This is a genomic window from Tenacibaculum skagerrakense, from assembly GCF_004345825.1.
Lineage (GTDB): Bacteria > Bacteroidota > Bacteroidia > Flavobacteriales > Flavobacteriaceae > Polaribacter > Polaribacter skagerrakensis.
Genome location: NZ_SLXM01000003.1, coordinates 227,187 through 249,282, shown reverse-complemented (window position 1 = coordinate 249,282; position 22,096 = coordinate 227,187). Strand labels below are relative to the sequence as shown.

At 29.8% G+C, this 22,096-nt stretch carries 20 protein-coding genes; 14 read left to right on the top strand and 6 right to left on the bottom strand.

The genetic code is table 11. From position 1 onward, the window contains the following. The first annotated feature begins 4 nt into the window (after window positions 1-4). The 13 genes from EV195_RS07195 to EV195_RS07135 all read left to right on the top strand — a co-directional run bounded on the left by EV195_RS07195 (window position 5) and on the right by EV195_RS07135 (window position 13,312). On the top strand, window positions 5-301 hold the full coding sequence (locus tag EV195_RS07195; RefSeq protein WP_132794256.1) for a hypothetical protein: 297 nt from the start codon (window positions 5-7) through the stop codon (window positions 299-301). A gap of 10 nt (window positions 302-311) precedes the next feature. Then, a complete protein-coding gene (locus EV195_RS07190) occupies window positions 312-572 on the top strand; it encodes a hypothetical protein (protein WP_132794255.1) in 261 nt (86 codons plus the stop codon). After that, entirely contained in the window at window positions 573-983 is a 411-nt protein-coding gene (locus EV195_RS07185; RefSeq protein WP_132794254.1) for a VOC family protein, read from the top strand. Window positions 984-1,000: 17 nt separating this feature from the next. Then, window positions 1,001-1,426: a TerB family tellurite resistance protein gene (locus EV195_RS07180; RefSeq protein ID WP_132794253.1), complete on the top strand. Its 426-nt coding sequence runs from the start codon at window positions 1,001-1,003 to the stop codon at window positions 1,424-1,426. Between the two features lie 2 nt (window positions 1,427-1,428). After that, window positions 1,429-2,259 (top strand): universal stress protein, encoded by an 831-nt coding sequence (locus EV195_RS07175; protein ID WP_132794252.1) that lies wholly within the window; start codon window positions 1,429-1,431, stop codon window positions 2,257-2,259. Next, on the top strand, window positions 2,260-2,658 hold the full coding sequence (locus EV195_RS07170) for a hypothetical protein (protein ID WP_132794251.1): 399 nt from the start codon (window positions 2,260-2,262) through the stop codon (window positions 2,656-2,658). Between the two features lie 10 nt (window positions 2,659-2,668). Further along, window positions 2,669-3,724 (top strand): magnesium/cobalt transporter CorA, encoded by a 1,056-nt coding sequence (corA, locus tag EV195_RS07165; protein WP_132794250.1) that lies wholly within the window; start codon window positions 2,669-2,671, stop codon window positions 3,722-3,724. A 120-nt stretch (window positions 3,725-3,844) separates the two neighbouring features. After that, the gene (locus EV195_RS07160) at window positions 3,845-5,620 is read left to right on the top strand and encodes a helix-turn-helix domain-containing protein (protein WP_243693086.1); all 1,776 of its coding nucleotides are present in this window, start codon (window positions 3,845-3,847) and stop codon (window positions 5,618-5,620) included. 91 nt (window positions 5,621-5,711) lie between these two features. After that, on the top strand, window positions 5,712-6,356 hold the full coding sequence (locus tag EV195_RS07155) for a hypothetical protein (protein WP_132794249.1): 645 nt from the start codon (window positions 5,712-5,714) through the stop codon (window positions 6,354-6,356). Window positions 6,357-6,454: 98 nt separating this feature from the next. After that, window positions 6,455-7,588: a serine hydrolase domain-containing protein gene (locus EV195_RS07150; protein ID WP_132794248.1), complete on the top strand. Its 1,134-nt coding sequence runs from the start codon at window positions 6,455-6,457 to the stop codon at window positions 7,586-7,588. Between the two features lie 168 nt (window positions 7,589-7,756). Further along, window positions 7,757-8,356: a DUF6642 family protein gene (locus tag EV195_RS07145; RefSeq protein WP_132794247.1), complete on the top strand. Its 600-nt coding sequence runs from the start codon at window positions 7,757-7,759 to the stop codon at window positions 8,354-8,356. Between the two features lie 82 nt (window positions 8,357-8,438). Continuing rightward, on the top strand, window positions 8,439-9,767 hold the full coding sequence (locus tag EV195_RS07140; RefSeq protein ID WP_132794246.1) for a DEAD/DEAH box helicase: 1,329 nt from the start codon (window positions 8,439-8,441) through the stop codon (window positions 9,765-9,767). A gap of 326 nt (window positions 9,768-10,093) precedes the next feature. Then, on the top strand, window positions 10,094-13,312 hold the full coding sequence (locus EV195_RS07135) for an AsmA-like C-terminal region-containing protein (protein ID WP_132794245.1): 3,219 nt from the start codon (window positions 10,094-10,096) through the stop codon (window positions 13,310-13,312). 227 nt (window positions 13,313-13,539) lie between these two features. Here the strand turns inward: EV195_RS07135 and EV195_RS07130 are convergent, their stop codons facing one another. From EV195_RS07130 to EV195_RS07105, 6 genes are all read right to left on the bottom strand, one after another. Beyond that, window positions 13,540-16,614 (bottom strand): efflux RND transporter permease subunit, encoded by a 3,075-nt coding sequence (locus EV195_RS07130; RefSeq protein ID WP_132794244.1) that lies wholly within the window; start codon window positions 16,612-16,614, stop codon window positions 13,540-13,542. An 11-nt stretch (window positions 16,615-16,625) separates the two neighbouring features. Beyond that, complete coding sequence (locus tag EV195_RS07125) at window positions 16,626-18,113, bottom strand: efflux RND transporter periplasmic adaptor subunit (protein ID WP_207899776.1); 1,488 nt, start codon at window positions 18,111-18,113, stop codon at window positions 16,626-16,628. A gap of 18 nt (window positions 18,114-18,131) precedes the next feature. After that, window positions 18,132-18,611, bottom strand: coding sequence for a hypothetical protein (locus EV195_RS07120; protein WP_132794242.1), 480 nt, complete (start codon window positions 18,609-18,611; stop codon window positions 18,132-18,134). 20 nt (window positions 18,612-18,631) lie between these two features. After that, window positions 18,632-19,819 carry a TolC family protein gene (locus tag EV195_RS07115; protein ID WP_132794241.1) on the bottom strand — a complete coding sequence of 396 codons (1,188 nt, stop codon included), beginning with the start codon at window positions 19,817-19,819 and terminating at the stop codon, window positions 18,632-18,634. Between the two features lie 59 nt (window positions 19,820-19,878). Beyond that, the gene (locus EV195_RS07110; protein ID WP_132794240.1) at window positions 19,879-20,349 is read right to left on the bottom strand and encodes a hypothetical protein; all 471 of its coding nucleotides are present in this window, start codon (window positions 20,347-20,349) and stop codon (window positions 19,879-19,881) included. Window positions 20,350-20,714: 365 nt separating this feature from the next. Further along, window positions 20,715-21,089: a rhodanese-like domain-containing protein gene (locus EV195_RS07105; RefSeq protein ID WP_132794239.1), complete on the bottom strand. Its 375-nt coding sequence runs from the start codon at window positions 21,087-21,089 to the stop codon at window positions 20,715-20,717. A 73-nt stretch (window positions 21,090-21,162) separates the two neighbouring features. Here EV195_RS07105 and rlmF point away from each other — a divergent pair, with 73 nt between their 5' ends. After that, entirely contained in the window at window positions 21,163-22,029 is an 867-nt protein-coding gene (rlmF, locus tag EV195_RS07100; protein WP_132794238.1) for a 23S rRNA (adenine(1618)-N(6))-methyltransferase RlmF, read from the top strand. The last annotated feature ends 67 nt before the right edge of the window (window positions 22,030-22,096 follow it).

The window sequence follows — 22,096 nt, the reverse complement described above, 5'->3', positions numbered from 1 at the left end:
CTTTATGAAACGAGTAATAGTAACATATGAAAAATTAACTACTGATATATTAGATTTATTAGTAGAAAAATATCCTGACGGATATGACTATGAAGACATTATCTCTTTTAAAAATGCTAAAGGAGAAACTGTTAAAGCGGTTCAAGTAAATACAGAGGATACTATTTATTTAGTTAAAATAAGCTCTAAGTTAGAAAAGAAAATGGAAGATCATGCCGATGATTATGATGATAATGATGATGGGTACGATTTTGATAATGAAAGCTTACCAGATTTCGACGAGGATAATTTTTCTGAGTAATTGAGTAATAATGAAATATTATAATTCTGATCACACGGTTTCTGTTGAAGGAATCTTCAGAAACTATGAAAATGGCTATTACAAATTTGAATTATTAAATGGAGACTTTGTAGACTTTGAACAAATTAATAATAAAGTCTTACATTTATATGACTTAAAGTCAAAAGAGTTTGTTGGTAAAAAGTTTTCAATAGAATATATTGAAATTATCGACGATTTGGATGATGATGATTTTGTAGCTTTCAAATTAAACAATTTAACACTCTTATAAATGAATGTAAATTTTCACATTTCGTTACCATGCAAAAGCATTGAAGAAACTATCAAATTTTACACTGAAAACCTAGATATAAAAAAGGGTAGGAGCACAGATACGTGGGTTGACTTTAATTTATTTGGAAGTCAAATTACTTTTGTACTAGCTGAAGAATTTAGCTTTCAATATCCTTTTTATCTTTTAGAAAATGAAGAGTTACCAACTTTTCATTTTGGCGTAATTTTAGATAGTTACGAATGGGAAAAATTACATGATAAAATAAACCGATGGTCTGTAGATACCATCACCCAAAAAACCTTTTTTGTTGATAAAAATGGTGAGCAAAATTCATTCTTTGTCGAAGATCCAAATGGTTACCACATTGAGTTCAAAACGTTCAAAGAGCACAATGAAATTTTCTTATAATTCTTAAATACATCATTATGAGTATAATCGACCTTTTTGAATCTAGTATTCACAGAAATAATATGGCTCATTTTTCAGCATTAGTAAATATTGCTTTAGTAGATGGTGAATTAAACACAAACGAGAAAGACATTATCAGTCGTTTCGTTAAAAAATTAGATATCAACGAAGAGGAATATAAAGAGGTAATTAAAAACCCTTCAAAATACCCAGTAATTCCTCAAAATACTATTGACGAACGCTTAGAGCGTTTATTAGATTTATTTAAAATTATCTTTTCTGATCATAATATCGATGATCAAGAAAGTAACTTGATTTTACGTTATGCTATTCAATTAGGCTTTAAAGAAGAAGATGCTAAGTCGATTATATCAAAATCGACGAAAGTTTTCTCTGCGAATATCGATTTTGAAGCATACAAGAAAATACTTTCAATAGTATAGCCATGAAAAACATTTTAATACCTTACGATTTCTCTGAAGCGGCTATTAACGCCCTTAATTACACGAAAAAAATCTTTGAAGGAAACAAGATAAATGTTTTCTTACTAGACGTGTACATTGGTGAACGTTCTTATTTGTTAAGCGAAGAGCATAATCAAGAATGGTTTAGCCAGATGGACGACGATATCGAAGATGAATTGTCGTATTTAGTAGGTATTCTAAATGAAGAAGAAAATGGTTTTACCTATCATTCAATTGTAGATTCTAATTCGCTTACAAATGCGGTTAAAGAGGCTATTAAAAAGGAAAAAATAGATTTGGTTATTAGTGGTACCAAAGGAGCTAAAAGTTTAGCACAAACTTTTATGGGAACTAATACTATTAAAATTATCAATAGTATTGATACTACACCGGTATTAGTAGTTCCTACCAGTTACAAATACAAGCCTATTGATCGAGTTATTTTTTCTACTAATTTCAAAAAAACGTATACAAAAGAAGAACTAGAAACTTTAATTGCTATCTGTAAAATGAAGCAATGTGAAGTAGAAGTTGTTAATTTATCTGTAGAAGAAGCTTTAACTGATAATCAAAAGAATCATAAAAATATTCTGAGAGACTTATTAGGAGAAGTAAATAGTAGCTTTAAAAAGCTAGATTGGAATGATTCTGAAACCAAAACGATTCAAACGCATATAGAAGCTTCACATGGGCAATTATTAGTTTTTATCAATCACCATTATAGTTTTTTTAATAAATTATTGAATGAAAACGTTATTAAAAAAATAACCTTTAGCAGTAGTATACCACTATTAATTTTACCCGAATTATAAATGAAAACACATAAGCTCACAAAACCTTTTTACATAGCCATTACACATCTTTTTTACGCATTTTCTATGATTGACAAGAGAATGACGGTTCAAGAAAAAAAAGAAATTGTAGGCTCGGTAAAAGAAGAGTGGGCTACTAATGAGTTTGGTTTTGACAGTGAAGAGCTTATTTATGAAACCATGAGAGATTTGATAAAAGAAAATCTTTCTGCGGATAAAGCTTACGAAAACTTTAAAGCGTATTTCATTGTAAACAAAGAGCTTTTTACCAGACAGATTAACTTAGATTTGTTAGATGCTTGTCATAAAATATGTAATGCTGTAAACGGTAAAAATAAATCGGAATTAATCTTGCTAACCAAACTTCATAAATTAGTACACGAAAGTACACATAAATAAAAATTGCTGAATGAGATTTGTAGTTCATCAAAAAAACAAAAGTGAAATACCTGGTAAACCTATTTTTATAGGAACCAAAAAGCAAGATACCATTCACATTACATTAATGGCTTATGATGATGAACGATTTGTGGAAGTTACTATTGAAACCATTGAGGATATATTAAAATATACCGAGCAATACAAAAATGTATGGGTTAATATAGATGGAATTCATGATGTAGCACCAATTAAGAAAATCTGTACCTTATTTAATATTCATCCTTTAATTGCGGAAGATATTGCCAATACAGGATTGCGTTCAAAATCTGATATTGACGATGATTTTATTTTTACGGTGATTAAAATGATGTTTTTAGGCAAGTATCAACGACTTCATGCAGAGCAAGTTTCTATGTACTTAACCAAAAACATACTTTTTACCTTTCAAGAACAACGTGGTGATGTTTTTGACCCAATACGAGAACGATTAAGAAATAAAAAGGGTAGGATTAGAGCAAATAATTTAAGTTACTTAAAATACTGTTTATTAGATACTATTGTAGATAATTATCATTTATTAGTGGAGATTTTCGGTGAGAATGTTGAAGAATTAGAAGATCGAATTTTATCCAACCCAAATAAAGATATTTTAGAGAGTATCAATAAAAATAAAATAGAGCTTAATTACTTTAAAAAGAATATTCGCCCGGCCAGAGAAGCAATTAGTAATTTTAAAAATTATAAAACTCCGTTAATTACCAAAAGAGAGCAGCATTTCTTTAACGATTTAAACGAGTTAATTGGCAGAGTTTACGAAGCTTTAGAAAACTACAAAAGTATGCTTAGCGAGCAATTAACGGTGTATTCTACACATGTAAATTACAAGCTGAATGAAATCATGAAGCTGCTCACTATTTTTTCAGTAGTATTTATCCCAATTACCTTTATTGCGGGTATTTATGGAACCAACTTCGAATTTATCCCAGAGTTAAAACTTAAATACGGTTATTTTATCATGTGGGGCTTTATTATTGCTGTGGCTTTATCTATGTTGTTGTTTTTCAGAAAGAAGAAGTGGTTTTAAAATAGTTGAAAACTACTTGTGTTTAAAGTTTATAAACTACATTTTTTATTGATTATCTAAATCAGAGTATAATTTTTTATGTTTTCAATCTTTTCTATATTTGATTAAACAATAAATACTTTGATTAACCATAAGTCTATTGCCGTATTGCCCTTTATCAATATGAGTAACGATATTGATAATGAATACTTCTGTGACGGTATTACTGAAGAAATTATTAATGCATTATCCAAAGTACATCAACTAAAAGTTATTGCCAGAACTTCTTCATTTGCTTTTAAAAATAAAGGTATTGATATTAGAGAAATCGGTAAACAATTAGGCGTAAATACGGTTCTAGAAGGAAGTATTAAGAAATCTCAAAAAAGGATTAGGATTAATACGCAATTAATTGATGTACAAGACGGAACACATTATTGGACTAAAAAATTTGATAGAGAATTAATAGATATTTTCGATTTACAAGATGAAATTAGTCTAACCATTGCAGATGAAATTCGAAATAATTTTGGACATTTTGAAATTCAAGAGCAATTAATAAAGCAACCTACAGCTAATGTAGATGCCTATCAATTATTTTTAAAAGGACGTTCTCTACAATTAAAATGGACTCCTGAGAGTTTAAATTTAGCGATAGGGTTTTATAATAAAGCTATTGAGCTAGATAAGAATTATGCGAAAGCGTACTATGCTAACTTACAGTGTTATGGTTTATTAGGTATGTGGGGTTACATGCCTTACGAAGAATCGATTGATTTAGCTATTAATAATTTATTAATTGCGAAAGAGTTAGATACTTCATTACCAGAATATCCATTATCCTTTGTTGGTAAGTTTTTTTGGCAAGAATGGGACTTTAAAAATGCCTATATCCACATTAAAAAAGTTTTAGAAATAAACCCAAATCACATTGACGGCTTGGAAGCTATGGCAGAATTGTTTATTGCTCTTGGTTTTTTTGACGAAGCATTAATATATGCAAACAAACTGTTAGATGTCGATCCTCTTTCTGCTAATAATCATTACACGTTAGCTCACATTTATTATTATCAACAAAAATTTGAAGCAGCACTTGATGCTATAAATTATGCTTTAACTTTAAATCCACAATTAGAATTAGCGCATCATTTAAAATGCTTTTGTCTGATATGGTTAAATAAGAAGGACTCTTTTGAAAAGTTCATAGAAAACACATCATTAATAGAAGAGAAGAAACTATTGTTTGCTATAATCAATGAAAGGGATGTTGATGTATCTCAACAACTTATTAATAAGTGGACTCAGCAAAATAGAGAAAATATGCTAGTTCCTTATGATCTGTTTATTCTAGCTAATTCTACCTATAAAGAAACAGGATTTATTCATTTAAAAGAAATGATAGATAAAAAAAGGGGACAAGTAATAAACTTTAGGCAAGAACCTTTTTTAAAACCTTTACAACATATAAATGGTTTCGAAAATCTACATCATGCTAATTTATATATCAAAGACATTTCTCAATCTAAAAAATTAGTAGAAAAAGCAGTCTCAACTATTTTAGATAATCATCTTATAGAAACTTTGAAAGATAAATTACTAACGTATTTTAATGAAGAAGAACCTTATTTAAATCCGCAACTAAGTTTAAAAATAGTAGCAGATGTACTAGAGTTAAATACCAATAAAGTATCATACTTAATAAATAAAGCGTTTAATCTTAATTTCAATGACTTTGTTAACTCTTATCGACTCAATCATTTCAAAACCATTGCTTTAAATCCTAAAAACGCTCATCTTACCATTCTTGGATTAGCTTATGATAGCGGCTTTAACTCCAAAAGTGTTTTCAATACGTATTTTAAAAAGTCTGAAAATAGTACTCCAAGAGTTTGGTTAAAAACAACATTCAATAAATAACAATAAGTTGGTTTGAAATTATAATTCAGAACGCTTGCCATAAGAATGTTATGAATCTTTGTGTCGTAAATTATTTAAAAGACACATTGAAATGAAAAAAACAGTATGTATTGTATTAATACTTTGTACTCTAAACGTTTTTACACAAAACAGTGAGAAATCATTAAAAGTTACCAATCAAAATCTTAACTATAGAGTTAGTTTTCCAGCCATTATTTTAGGTAATATAGGTAAAGGAGGAGAAAGAACAAATACCGAGCATATAGAGTTTCATGTAAAACGTGAATTAGATGCTAAAAACATTATCGGAATAAAATTCGCTACTTGGAGGTTATTTCAGCCAATGGGAATTCAATGGTGGGACGGACTTTTGGATAAGATAGATTCTGAAAGCGAGTTTTACCCAGGTTATTTGCGAGAAACAGGAATAGGCGTTTCGTATCAGAGAATGCTTTGGAAAGGATTATTTGCTGCCGTAGAAGTATTGCCACAGTATAAAACGTATACGGATTTAAATCATAAAAAAATTGCGAATGGTTTTAAGCTTTACACCTCATATCACATAGGTTATCATATCGCTTTTGGAAAAAAGAAACGAATATTTATAGAACCACAAATTCATTGTCAAAATTGGATGTTTGATACAAATACACCCGCTGAATTTAAACAGTTAGATGCCAAATGGAAATCGTATTTTTTATTTGAACCGAATTTATACATAGGAATAAGACTCTAAAAACAAAAACTAAGAAAAACCATTGCACTATATGCATCTACGCTTGTACTTAAGATGTTACTTTAAAAGTGCTTCACTATATTTAAAAAATGATTTTTATGAAAAAAAACATATTTCTATACTTATTACTACTTGTTTCAATTCCTAATTATGGACAACAAGGATTAAATGAGGAAATTAATAAACTCTTAAAGGAAGAATTAGAAAAACAGTCAATTAAAAATGCTTTTCTGAAAGTATATTCTAAATCTAAAGCGATTGATATTAATATAATTGAGAGTAAGAATAATAAAGAGGTTCTTAGTAAGAATACACCTTTTTACACGGCTAGTATAACCAAAATGTTAACCGCAACAGCTATAGGTATTTTAAAAGATAAGCACATGTTAAATTTTGAAGATAAAATAGCGGATTATCTACCCGAAACTTTACTTAATGGGTTGCATGTTTTAGACAATAAAGAGTATTCAAAAAATTTAACTATTGCACAGTTATTACAGCATACATCGGGTTTGCCAGACTATTTTACAGATGAAACCAATGATGGTAGTCCAAATATTATTAATCAATTACTCATTGATACCGATAAGTCTTGGTCTGCTGAAGAGTTAATTCAGTTTACAAAAGAAAAGATGAAACCTCATTTTATTCCTGGAGAATGTTATCATTACACAGATACAGAATATGTGCTTTTAGGGTTACTAATTGAAAAAGTAAGTAAAGTTTCATTAGCAGAATTCTTTAAACAGCATATATTTCAGCCTTTAGAAATGAATAATTCTTATATCAATCTAAAATCATCACCTGTAAATAGTACACCACCAATAGCTAAATTTTATGTAGATACTACTGAGTTATCATCAATTAAAAGTTTAAGTGCCGATTGGGGAGGAGGCGGTTTAGTATCTACAGCTGAAGATCTTATTCGATTTTTTGAAGCTTATAATAATCATAAAATCCTAGAAAAAAACACACTATTAACAATGCGTAATTGGGTTTTTGAAACTAAAGGAATGGAATATGGTTATGGAATTAGAAAAGTGTCATTCAATAAAATTTATGATAACAATACTGATTTACACGTTATTGGTCATAATGGAAGTACAGCATCGTTTTTATGGTATTGTCCTGAATTAGATACCTATGTAGCAGGAACTTTAAATCAATTAGAGGCTTCGAAAAGCTCGTTAAACTTAGTTTATAAAGTACTTGAATCAATAAAAAACCATTAGTTGTATGTATTTATAATTTAAGATGCAAAGATACGGTTCTAAAGGAATTAATATACAAGGCAAAAGTTTAGTAATAACAATAGAGTAGAAGGATCTAGTGCACTAAATACTATGCAGATTATAAGCTTTGTATTATTTTTGCATGATTTCTTTTTAAATCCCTCAAATTTGTTAGCAAAAAGACCTCAATTACCACAAAACTCATTAGCAACTCCAGATTATTTTATATTCTGTTTGGAAGCAGTTCAAGATATTGAAATAGAAAATGTTACACCAACTCAGCAAAAACTAGAGGAGTTAACAATGGATTTTGGTATTGCGAGTATTTATAAAACCTGTGATACTATTGAAGGCTTAGAAGAAAGTTTAAACACCTTAGTTTTAGACGATCATCATTTTAAAAATTATGAGATTATTTATTTAGTGATGACTGGTGAAGCAAATAGTGTTTGTTTAAATGGTTATTTGTATAATTTACAAGAGATTGCGGAGATTTTTGAAGGACGATTAAACGACAAAATCTTGCATTTTGCAAACTCTAAAGTATTGGATTTAACCCAAGACGAAGCACAATATTTCCTAGATATTACTGGTGCAAAAGCAATTTCCGGCTATGGAAACGTGTTTAATGGAGTTGCTAGCTCAAACTTAGATAAAGTATTCTTTAATTTATTTAATGAAGACGACAATATGTTTGAAGTTGTAGAAGAATTACACCGTAAACACTACAAGTTGTGTAAACTCCTTGACTTTAGGTTGTATTATTGATTTATTAAATCAAATTCAAGTTATCCTCCAATAAACCGTTGTAACTACGATAACACTACGTACCTTTACAAAAAATATTTTCATGTCTAAAAGTTTTACCGACTTAGGAATTAATCCTGAACTTCAACAAAGTTTAACAAACTTAAAAATCTCTGTGCCAACAGATATACAAGAAAAAACGATTCCTATCATCCTAACGCAACATCAAGATGTAGTTGCATTGGCTAAAACAGGAACCGGTAAAACCGCTGCTTTTGGATTACCGCTATTACAGTTAATTGACACAAATAACCCGAACATTCAAGCAGTAATTTTAGCACCAACTAGAGAATTAGGTCAACAAATACACGCAAATTTAACGGCTTTTGCATCGCAAATACCAAATATATCTATTGCATCCATTTGTGGTGGAATTCCTATAAAACCACAGATTGAACGCTTAAAAAACGATGCACATATTGTTGTTGCTACTCCAGGTCGTTTAGCCGATTTGGTAAAACGTGAAGCCATTAATATTAAAAACATCGCTTATTTTATTTTAGACGAAGCCGATGAAATGGTGAGTACTTTAAAAGAAGGATTGGATAGTATTATTAAAGAAATTCCTAAGAAAAGAAGAACGTTATTGTTTACAGCAACATTGTCTGGAGCTATAAAACAACTGATTAATAATTACATGGCTAAAGATGTTATTCAAATTGAAGCCGATATGGAAACTGTCGGACATCAAGGAATAAAACATCAATATGTAGTGGTACAACCGATAGAAAAGCTAGAAGTATTATTACATTTTTTAGCATCAAAAGAAGGAGAGAGAGGAATTATTTTTTGTAAAACGAAAGCAGCTGTAAATAAATTAGCCAAAAACTTAGCGATTAATAAATTCTCTTCTGGTGCAATTCATGGAAGTTTAACACAAGGGATTCGCGATAGAATAATGGAACAATTTAGAGAAGGACATATCAATATTTTAGTAGCTACTGATTTGGCGGCTCGTGGTATCGACGTAAAAGAAGTTTCCTTTGTTGTTAATTATCATTTACCCGATACGTACGAAGCTTATGTACACAGAAGCGGACGAACAGCTAGAGCAGGAGCAAAGGGACTTTCGTTAAGTATTATACAGGAAGAAGAAGTTGAAGATATTCCTGACTTTGAAGCAGAATTAGGCATTATGTTTCGTCAATTTAAAAAAGCAGATGCACAAAGTATCGAAGAAAATAATACGTTCTTGTGGGCAAAGAAGATATTTAAAACGAAACCTAACAGAACAATTTCAGAAGAATTTAAAGAAAAAGTTAAAACTGTTTTTCATCATTTAACTAAGGATGAGTTAGTCGAAAAAATGTTAGCACATCACCTTGCAGAAGTGAATAAAGATAAACTGAAACAAGATTCTAAAAAGAAGTAGTTTATTTTCATACTTTACATATAATCTTTTTAAGAAGTTTTCGTACTACTATTTTCAATATCTTTAAGCTTATTTGAAAAAGTTAAAAAATGACCATATAAATTTTGGTTGTTTTTAGTAATGAATATCCGTTTTAAGTCATAAATAACGTTTTGGCGTCATTCCGAATTTATTTCGGAATCTCATAACGCTGTTAAGCAAATATTTATGATGAGAACCTGAAATAAATTCAGGTTGACATTTCTTTTTTAATATATATTGCAGGTATTCAATTTTAGTTTAAAGATTTATAAATAAGCGTGTACGACTATAATCATAAGAGTATTATGAAATTTAAAGCCTTTAAAAAAAGAAAATTCTGGTTGCGATTTATTGCCTCTGTAATACTTGTGCCATTATTATTTCTCATTGTTACGGTGTTATATATCAATACTAAACAGAATAGTATAATTAAAGATCATATAGCTGAGCTTAACAAAACCCACGAAGGTTTTATTGATATAGGTGATACGCATTTATCACTCTTTAGTAATTTTCCAAATATTTCTTTTAAAGTAGATGATTTAAAAATAAAGGAAACTAAAAGTGAAAACTCACCGGTTATTTTGGACGTAAAAGATATTTACGTAGGCTTTAATTTGTGGGATATTTTGGATGGAAATTATACCATTAAATCATTAATTGTAGAAGAAGGTTTTTTTGATATTGTAATTCATGAAGATAAAAGTCTTAACCTTTTAAACGCACTAAAACCTTTTGATGAAACAGAAAGTGAAGAGCCTATAGATTTTAAACTTAAAAAAGTCAAATTACACAATTTAGATATTCACAAAAAAGATGAAGGTCAAAATACAGACTTAGAAACATTTATTTATGACGCTGATGGTGGTTTCAATATTGATAATGAAGTTATTTCAGGACATATTGATACTAAGTTTGAAATGAATTTAATTAGTAACGGCGATACTACCTATGTAAAACACAAACATTTCGATCTTCATACAGATATTAGTCTTGATAAAGATACTGGATTGCTTACCATTGAACCTTCTGGAGTTACTATGGAACATGGTGATTTTGAATTAGAAGGAAAAATAGACACAAAAAATGATCTTGATCTTGATCTAATAATAAAAGGAGCGAAGCCTAATTTTGATATGCTTATCGCCTTTGCTCCAGAAGATCTTATACCCGTTTTAGAGCGTTATAATAACGCCGGAAAAATTTATTTTAATGCAGTAGTTCAAGGACCTACATTGAATCAACAAGTACCTTTTTTTGATGTAAATTTCGGAGTAAGTGAAGCTTTTTTAGAAAACACCAACAAAGGTAAACGAGTTAAAAATATTGGTTTTAAAGGGCATTTTACGAATGGTAAAGAACGAAGTTCTCGTACAACAACATTCTCCCTAGAAAATATGACTGCCAAACTAGGAAAAGGAAAAATTCTAGGAAATGTCGTAATCAATAATTTTGATGAACCAGAAATAGACATGCGATTAAATGCAGACTTCAATCTTGAATTTGTAACTGATTTTTTAAACTTAAGTGACGTAGATATTGCATCTGGGAATGTTTCCTTAAAAATGAATTTTCATGATATTATAGATATTGATAATCCAGAACAAGCACTCAGTAAATTAAACCAGGCATATTATAGTGAGTTAAAAATTGACAGCCTCAGTTTATCGTCCAAAGATCTTCCTGCGCCATTAAAAAAACTGAATGCGCATGTAGTAATGAATGGTAAAAAAGCGACTATCAATCAATTTGATATGCTTTTAGGTAACTCTGATATTTCAATAACTGGATATTTGTCAGATCTTCCTGCTATTGTGCATCATACAGACACACTAGTCGTTACGCATTTAGATATTAAATCGGACCTATTAGATATTGCTGAACTTACCCGGTTTTCTGCGACAGATAGCATAAAAAAAGGTATAGACGAGCAAATTAAAGATTTAACTGCTGGATTTTCATTCAAATCTTCAGCAAAGGCTTTTACCGAAAGTAAATATTTACCGAAAGGTGAGTTCTTTGTAGACAGTCTTAATGCGAAACTAAAGCATTATCCTCATAAACTTCATGATTTTCATGTAGATGTATTAATTGATAACAAAGATCTTAAAATCAAAGATTTTACGGGTTATATTGACGATTCTGATTTTCATTTTAACGGATTGGTACACGATTATGGTTTTTGGATGCAAAAAGAATTGAATGGTGATGTAGATTTAGATATCACTTTAAAGTCTGATGTATTGCGTTTGGAAGACATTTTCTCGTATCAAGGTGAAAATTATGTTCCGGAAGAATATAGACATGAAGAATTTAAAAAACTGGAATTACACGTGAATTCTAGTATGCATTATAAAGCATCAGCACTACATTCTATAGATTTAGAATTAGACAAACTGAATACCAAAATGCAGCTACATCCATTACGATTTGAACGCTTTACAGGTGATTTTCATTATGAAGATGATCATCTTGTTGTGAAAGATTTTATAGGTAAAATAGGGAGGACTTCTTTTAATATTGGCTTGAATTATTATTTAGGAGATGATGACGCAATTAAAAAACGAGACAATTACCTTAGTTTCAAAGCCAATTATATTGATTACGATCAACTGTTTCCTCCTGATAAACCAACCGAAAAGGCAACCATAACTGTAAAATCAAAAACTGCAGATGTTCCAACCCACGCAGATGCTTTTAATTTGTATGAGTTACCATTTACAGATATGAAATTTGATGTTGATGTAGATTATTTTATGTATCAACGGATTTATTTAGAAGATATAAAAGCAAAATTACGTACTACGCAGAATCATTACATTTATGTAGATACTTTACATATGAATGCCGCTGGAGGTAATTTTAATATGTCTGGATACTTTAACGGTAGTAATCCGAAGAAAATTTACCTGAAACCTAAAATAAAAACGACTAAAATTGATTTGGATAAGTTCTTATTTAAGTTTGAAAATTTTGGACAAGATCATTTGGTTTCTGATAATTTAAAAGGACATGTTTCGGCTACAATAGATGGAAAAATTAGAATCTATCCTGATTTAGTGCCAGATTTAGATCAATCTGAAATTCACATGGATGTAAAGGTTTTTAATGGAAAATTGCAGAATTATGAACCTATGAAATTGTTGTCTAGTTATATGGGCGATAAAAACCTGAACAATATCAAATTTGATACGATTCAAAATCATATTGATATTAATAACGGACGCATAACAATTCCAAATATGACGATTGAATCCACATTAGGACACATGGAATTATCTGGAACACAAGATTTGAATAATAATATTGAATATTACTTAAGAATTCCTTGGAAAACTGTTAGGAAAGCAGTTTGGTATAAATTATTTAAGAACAAAAAAAATAGTGGAACTAAAGAAGAAGAGGATGAAATTATAGAAGTTGATCCTACCAAGAAAGTTAAATACTTAAACTTAAAACTACATGGAACTGTGGATGATTTTAAGGTTTCCATGAAGAAGAAACCAAAAAGGAAGAAAAAGTAAGTTTTACATGTGTTAGTGATAATTTAAAAAGTGAAAAATAAATCACAAAAACTCTAAATAAAGCCTTATTAGTATTGGAGTTCTCAAAATTTTTAAAAAATGACAACTATACCTAACTTGGGATTTTAATAATTTAAAAAATGACAATTTATTTCCTATAAAAATAGAAAAAAAGAGCTTTCACTACAAATCGAAAGCTCTTCTTTTTATTTAAAATTTGAGTGAATTTATCTTTTCCTCAGAGAATACACACAAGGTATTACAAATAAATTTAAAAGGGTAGCAGACAATAAACCTCCCAAAATAACAATTGCCATTGGACTTTGGATTTCATTTCCTGGTTGATCTCCTTTTAGCGCTAAAGGAATTAATGCCAAACCAGTTGTAAATGCTGTCATCAAAATTGGGTTTAATCTATCAATTGCTCCTTGTTTTAATAATTCTAATCCGTGTAAACCTACTTTTTTTAGGTCTTCATATCTTGAAACTAGTAGTATTCCATTTCTAGTGGCGATACCAAAAAGACTTATAAATCCTATTGTAGCAGCAATATTTATTATTCCAGAAGTGAAATAAACAATCATTATTCCACCTATTAATGCTAGCGGTAAATTTAATAATACAATGAAAGCTAAATTCAAATTATCAAACTCATAATACAATAACCATAATATTAAAAGGATAGCAAGGATAGCTGTTATAAGAAGTAGTTGAGATGCTTTAGCTTCGCTTTCAAATTGTCCTCCATATTCAATTCTGTAATCTTCAGGTAAATTTACAGCGCCGTTTATACTTTTTTTAATATCATTTACCACAGAACGTAAATCACGACCTTGAACATTTGCAGTAACAACAATTTTACGTTGTACATTTTCTCTACTAACGCTGCTAGGACTGCTTACTGATTGAATTGAGGCTAATTCACTAAGAATAACTTTTTTCCCATTTGGTAGGGAAATTAAAGCATCTGATATTGCTTTTTGTGAATTTCTATAAGCTTTATCATATCTAACAGTTAAATCGAAAAATTTTTGACCTTCATAAATATCTCCGGCAGATTCACCTGTAAAAGCTATATCCATTTGTTCCAGTAAATCTTTAATAGTCATACCATACGCAGCAAGTATTTGTCGTTTAGGTGTTATACGAATTTGTGGAACTTCAATTTGTTGATCAACAGCAGCATCAGCAATACCATCGATATTTTTTATGTTTCGTTCAATTGATTTTCCTAAATCAAATAGTGTAGGTAAATCCTCACCAAATATTTTTATTGCGATATTGGCACGAGTACCTGATAACATATGATCAATTCGATGACCTATTGGTTGTCCTAAAGTAACATTTACACCAGGAACTAAACTTAATTTATTTCTTACTTTCTCGTAAAATTGTTCTTTAGATTTTCCATTCAGATTAAAGGGAACGTCAATTTCCGCAGCATTTACACCTTGTGCATGCTCATCTAATTCAGCTCTACCAGTTCTTCTGGTAACTACAGTTATTTCAGGCATACTCAAAAGTAATTCTTCTGCCATTTTCCCATTTTTATTGCTTTCTTCTAAAGACATTCCTGGAATACCAACCATACTAATTACTAATGAACCTTCATTAAACTCTGGTAAAAAACTTCGTCCTAGTTGTGAAAGTGTTAATAAAGAGCCTAAAAAAACAATTACTGTTACAGTTAAAACTAATTTAGGAACTTTTAATACCGTTCTCAATGCTCTTGAATAATGCTTTTGAATCCATTTTTCAACACGAGTACCTTCAGCCTGTTTGGTTAATACTTTCTCTGATTTAAGTAAATAAGAACATAAAACAGGAGTTAAGGTTACAGCCACAATTAATGATGTTAACACAGAAGTAATAAAGGCAATACCCAAAGGTTTTAATAATCGACCTTCCATACCGCTTAAAAAGAAAAGTGGTATAAAAGAAACTATAATAATTAATGTAGCAATTATTATCGAACTTCTAATTTCTATTGAAGCATCTTTAACTACTTGTAATACAGAAACTCTATTTTCTTTTGGCTTTTTTATATTCTCTCTAAGTCTTTTATAAACATTTTCAACATCGATAATAGCATCGTCAACTAATGCTCCAATAGCAATAGCCATTCCTCCTAAACTCATTGTGTTTATGGTATATCCTAATATTTGCAGAACAATAATTGAAACCAATAAAGAAATAGGAATTGCTAGGAGAGAAATGACTGTGGTTCTCCCATTCATTAAGAAAATGAATAATACTACTAACACAAAAAAGGCACCTTCTAATAATGTGTTTTGTAAGTTATTAATCGATGCTTTTATAAAATCTGCTTGTCTAAATATTTGACTTTCTATTGTTATTCCTTTTGGTAATGAAGTTTTTAAGTCTGTAATAGCATCATCTAATTTCTGAGTTAATTGTAAAGTGTTTACATCTGGTTGTTTAGAAATCGTCATGATAACAGATGATTTAGCATTTAACGAACCATCACCAATTTTATCAGCGGCACCAATAACCACCTTTGCAACATCTTTTACTTTAATAGTTTGTCCCTTAATTTGTTTAACGACTGCTTCTTCTAAATCATTTAAATTATAGATTCTTCCGCTACCTTTGATGATATATTCATTTCCATATTCATTAAATATTCCTCCTGGAGTATTCAAATTACTTTCTTTAACTTTTTCTAAAAGTTCTTGAATACTAATACCGTATTGACTTAGCTTATTAGGATTTGCTAATACCTGATATTGTTTATAATCTCCGCCAATAACTATAACATTAGCAATACCACCAATGGATTTTATTCGTGGACTAATTGTCCAATCAGCAATTGTTCTGACTTCCATTGATGATAAACTATCGGATTGAATTCCAAGTAACATTATTTCTCCCATAATAGAAGAAATAGGAGCGAGGGTTGGTGTTCCAACTTCTTTTGGAAGTTTTTCACGTACCATTGGTATTCGTTCGCTTACAATTTGCCTGGCTTTATAAATATCTGTGCCCCATTCAAATTCCACCCAAACAATCGAAATTCCAGCCGCGGATGAAGAACGTATTCTTCTGACATTTGGAGAACCGTTCATAGCAGTTTCTAATTGATAACTTACTAGTTTTTCAACTTCTTCAGATTCCATACCATGTGCTTCCGTAAGAATAGTAACCGTAGGTGCAGTTAAATCTGGAAAAACATCTACATTCATTTTCTTAGCTAAATACACTCCTGCTAAGCTTAAAAATGCTGTAGCCAATAACACCATTAATCTGTTTTGAAGTGAAAATGATAAAATTTTATTTAACATACTAAGAACATTTAATGTGCATGACCATGCGCTGGAGCTTCACCAGACATTGATGCTGTTTTTACTTGATAAGCTCCTTTAGAAACGACATATTCTCCTATTCTAAGACCCGATAAAATTTCTGTTTCATTACCATTTTGTTTGCCAATGGTAACTTGTCTTTTTTCAAAACTTTCACCAGATGATTGAACTATCACTGTATAGTTACCATAATCTTCTAATAAAGCAGCAGTAGGTATCATTAGGCCTTTTTTTGATTTACCTATAGATACAATTACTGGTGTAACACTTCCAATAGGCATATTTACAACATCATTTATTTTAGTATAAATATGTAGCATAGGTTTTTCCTTGGAAATCGTTTTATCTACTGACAAAACTTCTCCTTCTGTACTTTTAATATTAGACCAATTGTTAGCATCAGTTTTATACGATATGTCTTTAATATCCTGTAGTTCTTTAAAGTAATTCGGACTTACTTGAATTTTTAATAAACTAGACTTAGAATCTGTAATTGAAAAAAGTACATCTCCTTCGGAAACATATGTTCCATTTTTTACAGTTAAAGATTGAATGTATCCATTAAAAGGAGCTTTTATAATTTTTCCTTTAGAAGAGTAACCTTTGGCTAGGTTTTGATAATTTTCTCTTGCAATTTTATAATCACGTTCAACTTGTTCAAAATCTGATTTTGCAATAATTTTAGATTCAAAAAGCTCTTTTTTTCGATTGTAATTAGTTTCTGATTGTTGTAAAATTGCTCTAGCATTTTGTACTTCTACAGATAAGTTATTAGCTGTAAAATCCTGACTAGAGATGGTCAAAATAGTTTCGCCTTTTTTTAGGTAAGTTCCTTCAGTTATTGATTTTGAATAACTAATTTTTCCATTTGTACTAGCCACTAAAGTTTGAACATCAGTAGGAGCAGCTTCCCATATACCAAAAGTTGTAATTGTTTCGTAAACTTCTTTTTTGACTACAGGATTGGTTTGAAACCCCATCTTCCAAGCTTGTTCTTTCAAAAACGAAATCCCTCCAGTTTCATCACCAGTTCCCAAAGCTTCTATGGCAATTGCTTTTGAGTTGTAAACAATTACATCTTCAATTATTATTTGGTCTTTATATTCAGGTGTTTCAAGATTAAAAACTAATTGAAAGTTTCCTTGAGATTTTGGCGTAATTATAGGCGTAAATATACCAGGAGAGGAGGGAGCAGAAACTGTATGAGTTGCTACAATTGTACCCTTTTTAAGTAAATTTACAGTTACTTTTCCTTCAGTAATTGGGCGATGTTTTTCTAACTTAGTAAAATGAGCTGTAAACTTGCTTGGCTCGTTAATTACTAATGCAGGAAACTCAACGAATAATTCAGTATTATTTGTCCAAATAGTTTCACTTTTAGTAGGGAACTCTTCCGAAGCTTCATCAACCTCAGAAATCTTTTTTGTATTGCATGAAAATACAAACAAACAACACAAAATTATAACCATATTTTTCATTTGTAGATTGATTGTTTGTTATTGAATTTTACCAATAATAATATAGTTTCCTTTAGTAGATAAAGTCACTTTTACATCACTATCTGAAGAGTTTTTCCAATACCATCCGTGCGAACCTTTAAACGGCATTGTTTCAGTACCTTGTTCTCCTGCAGATGTTCCTTTTGAATAACTTTTAAAGTAACCTTCTGGGAATTTATCTTTTTCTTCAGGATCTCCGTGAAAATCAAAAATTAAAGGAGCTGTTGAAGACCATTTATAAGTTAAATTTTCTCCGCTATTAATTTTAAATTTATATTCTAAAGCGCTTCCTGCTTTAACAGTAATTGTAGTTTCATTTTCTTGTACTTCGACTACATTGTTTTTTTGCTGTTCTGTTTCTACTTGTTTAGTTTCATTTGTAGTTTCTTTATTAACATCTTTTGTCTCGTTTTTACAGCCAACAAAAGTGAAAACTGCTAATGCAACTATGACTAAAATTGATTTGATTTTTTTCATGATAGTATATTTTAATATGGTTATAAAGTGTGTTTGTAAATTTCTGTTTTTAAAAGTTGTAACTCAAGTTCCATTTCTAGCATTTCATCAATAGCTTTGTGATAAAAATCTAACTCATGATGATAGTCTATAAACGAAATTTCTCCTAGTTCATAAGCTTTGTCAAGCAGCTTTTCACTATCTAACTCGGTAAGTGTTGTTTTATATTCTATATACTTTTTGTATAATCCTGAATACTTGTTATATAGATGAAAATAATTTGCTTGTGATTCTGAAAATTTAGAAGATTTGTTTTCAAATAATGATTGATGGTACTGTTTAGCGGCTTTTACTTTATTTTTATGTTTCCATAACGGAATAGTAAGTCCACCTAAAAACCCAGAAACTCTATTTCCAGAAACTCCTTGATTATTATACCCAAGTGTTATTTTTGGAAGTGATGCTCGTTTTTCAACTGTTATTTGTTGTAAAGAGGAATTTTCTGCTGAACTATAAATTTGAAGTGAAGCATCTTTTTTTAGTTTACTGTTCCATAAAGAACTAAAGTCATCTATTAAGTAATCATCAAGATAATCACTTTTATCAAGTGTTATAGCTTTATCTCCATTTAGAGAAGATAATTCCTTTAATAAAGAGTTTATCTCAAGTTCAGTTTTTTTTACTTGAAACTTTACTTGCATCCAAGCTATTTTTACTTTATTCAGTTCTAAAATCCCAATTTGTTCTTTATTATATAATTCTAAAACCTGATGATATACTTTCTTACTTTTTAAATGTCTTTTCTCTTGTAATTCCTGTATTTTTCTTAAATAAATTACTTTTACAAGTAGCTTATTTGCTTTTAGTAAAACATTTTGCTTTAGTTCATTATATTTTATATCAAATTCTTCTGACTTTAAATTAATCCATTCCTTCCTAGCCCCATATAATGAGGGAAAATCGAAAGACTGAGTTACTTCAAACTCGGTATAGTTAGAAGAATTCTCTTGAGATGAAAATGGTAAAAAATATCCAATAACAGTAGGGTCAGATAAGTTATTTGAACTTTTAATTTTAAGCTTTTCACTATTCTTAAAAGATTTAAAAGCTTTTAGTTCTATGTTATTTAATTCTATTTGATGTAAAATATCGTTGAAATAATTATTCTGTGAATTCAAACATAAATAGAATAGACACACACATAAAGTGAGCGTTATATGTTTATTCATTGTATTATGATATAAGGTTAAACAATTTATATAGCCTTTAATTAGACTAGAAACAATGTTTATCCTAATACAGGAGGACCCCTTAATTCTATTCCTTCCAAATAGCTTTCATAAAAAACATCTGGAGGAGTATAAAAGTTATAATTATTATCTTTTGATAGACTTATGTCTAAGTTATAATTCAAATTTTCCTTTGAACAACATGATTTATTATCAGAGGATACATCCTTTTTAATTAAATTAAAAGTACTTATTAAATTATCCTGAGAATATGTATTACCATGAGTGTGGAACTCTAAAAAAGTGTTTAAAAGGCTTTTAGCTTCTTTCTTATTGGAATTATCGGAGTGGTTATGTTGATGCTCGTTATTGTGACTATGACCATGACCATGAGAAGAATCTGAATGATGATGAGCAATTTTTATATCTGATTCATGATCGTCATGGCAATGAGGTATTGATTGGTGAATCAATATCAAGCTAAAAATAGCTAATAAGAAATATGCTTTTATTTGATTTGCTCTTTGCATTAATAACAAATGTAAAGAATTAATTTGCTAAAATTGCCAATTGAACCTTTTTTTCAATATTAAAGTTTAGTATTTTACCTTGATTATTTCTGGTTATAAAAATTATTCATCTTTTAAATCCAAATTGAGTCATTTTTTAAATTATCATTAACATTACATAATGACTAATTATAGATGCCAATTTGTAGTTCTAAAGTTTCTTGAGAATCGCGTATTTAAAAAAAGTTTAATATTATGCAGAATATTAAATTTATATGATTAATAAAGACATAATAACTTACTATATGCGAAGTGCAATATTTGTATTATAATTTATATTATGTTAAATAGATAATTTTAAAACCTCAATCTTATCATGAAGTATTCTATTTATTAGAACGATTCCATGCAATAATACCTCCCTGTAAATCGTATATTTTTGTAAAACCAAGCTCTTGTAGTATTCTAGCCGATTTAGCGCTACGGTTTCCGCTTCTACAATACAAATACACCGGTTTATCTTTTTCTAAAGAATTTATATCCGATTTAAAACTGTCTGAGAAATAGTTCACATTAATGGCTTTGTCTATACGGCCAGCAGAAAATTCTTCAGGTGTACGTACATCAACTAATTGAACAGTCTCTTTATCAAGAACTGCTTTTAACTCATTTGAAGTAATTAGGTTAACTCCTAAACTTTGTTGTGAATTACAACCCACCATAATAATGCAACCTACTAAAAGAATAATTCTATTTAACATAATAATTTGATTTACCTGTTTTCACAAAAATAAAAAATATGTATTAACATTTGTTTTATACTTTTGACACCGAATGCATCCTAGAAACCTACATAACGAGTACTATAATTTTAAAGAATTATCAAAAGTCAATCCTGATTTAGAAAAATTTATTACTAAAAATCAGCATACTAACGAGTTAACCATAGATTTTTCAAATCCGAAAGCTGTTATTGCGCTTAATAAAGCACTATTACTACATCATTATCAGCTACAAAACTGGGAATTGCCAGAAGGTTCCCTCTGCCCCCCTATTCCGAGTCGCGTTGATTATATTCATCATATTTCGGATTTAGTAGCGAATAAAAATCAACCTATTAAAGGCTTAGATATTGGTGTGGGAGCCAATGCAATTTATACCATTTTAGGCGTTCAAGTGTATGATTGGCAAATGGTTGGCTCAGATATAAATTTAAAAAGTTTAAAAGCGGCACAAAAAAATATAGACTTCACTCCTAACTTAACAGAAAAAGCGACAATTGTACATCAAACGGATAATGCGAATATTTTTAAAGGGATTATTCAGCCAAACGATTATTTTCATTTTACACTTTGCAACCCTCCTTTTTATACTTCTGAAGAAGATGCTGCAAAAAATGCCAAGCAAAAGCTTACGAATTTAGGAAAAGAAACTACTGAATTGAATTTTGGTGGGCAATACAATGAATTGTGGTGCAATGGCGGTGAAGCCTTGTTTTTAAAGCGAATGATTAAGCAAAGTGCTGACTTTAAAAGTCAGGTTGGGTATTTTACAAGTTTAGTTTCTAGAAAAGAAAATTTGCCTAAAATAGAAAAGCAACTCAAAAAGTTACAAGCTAATTACCGCATTATTCCTATGGAACATGGTAATAAAAAGACGCGTTTTATTGCTTGGTCTTATACTAAATCGTTTGATAAATAAACAGATTACTTCAGCCGTATTTGGCTTCGTAATGACGTCTAGGTTTATAGTAGTTTCGCGTCATTGC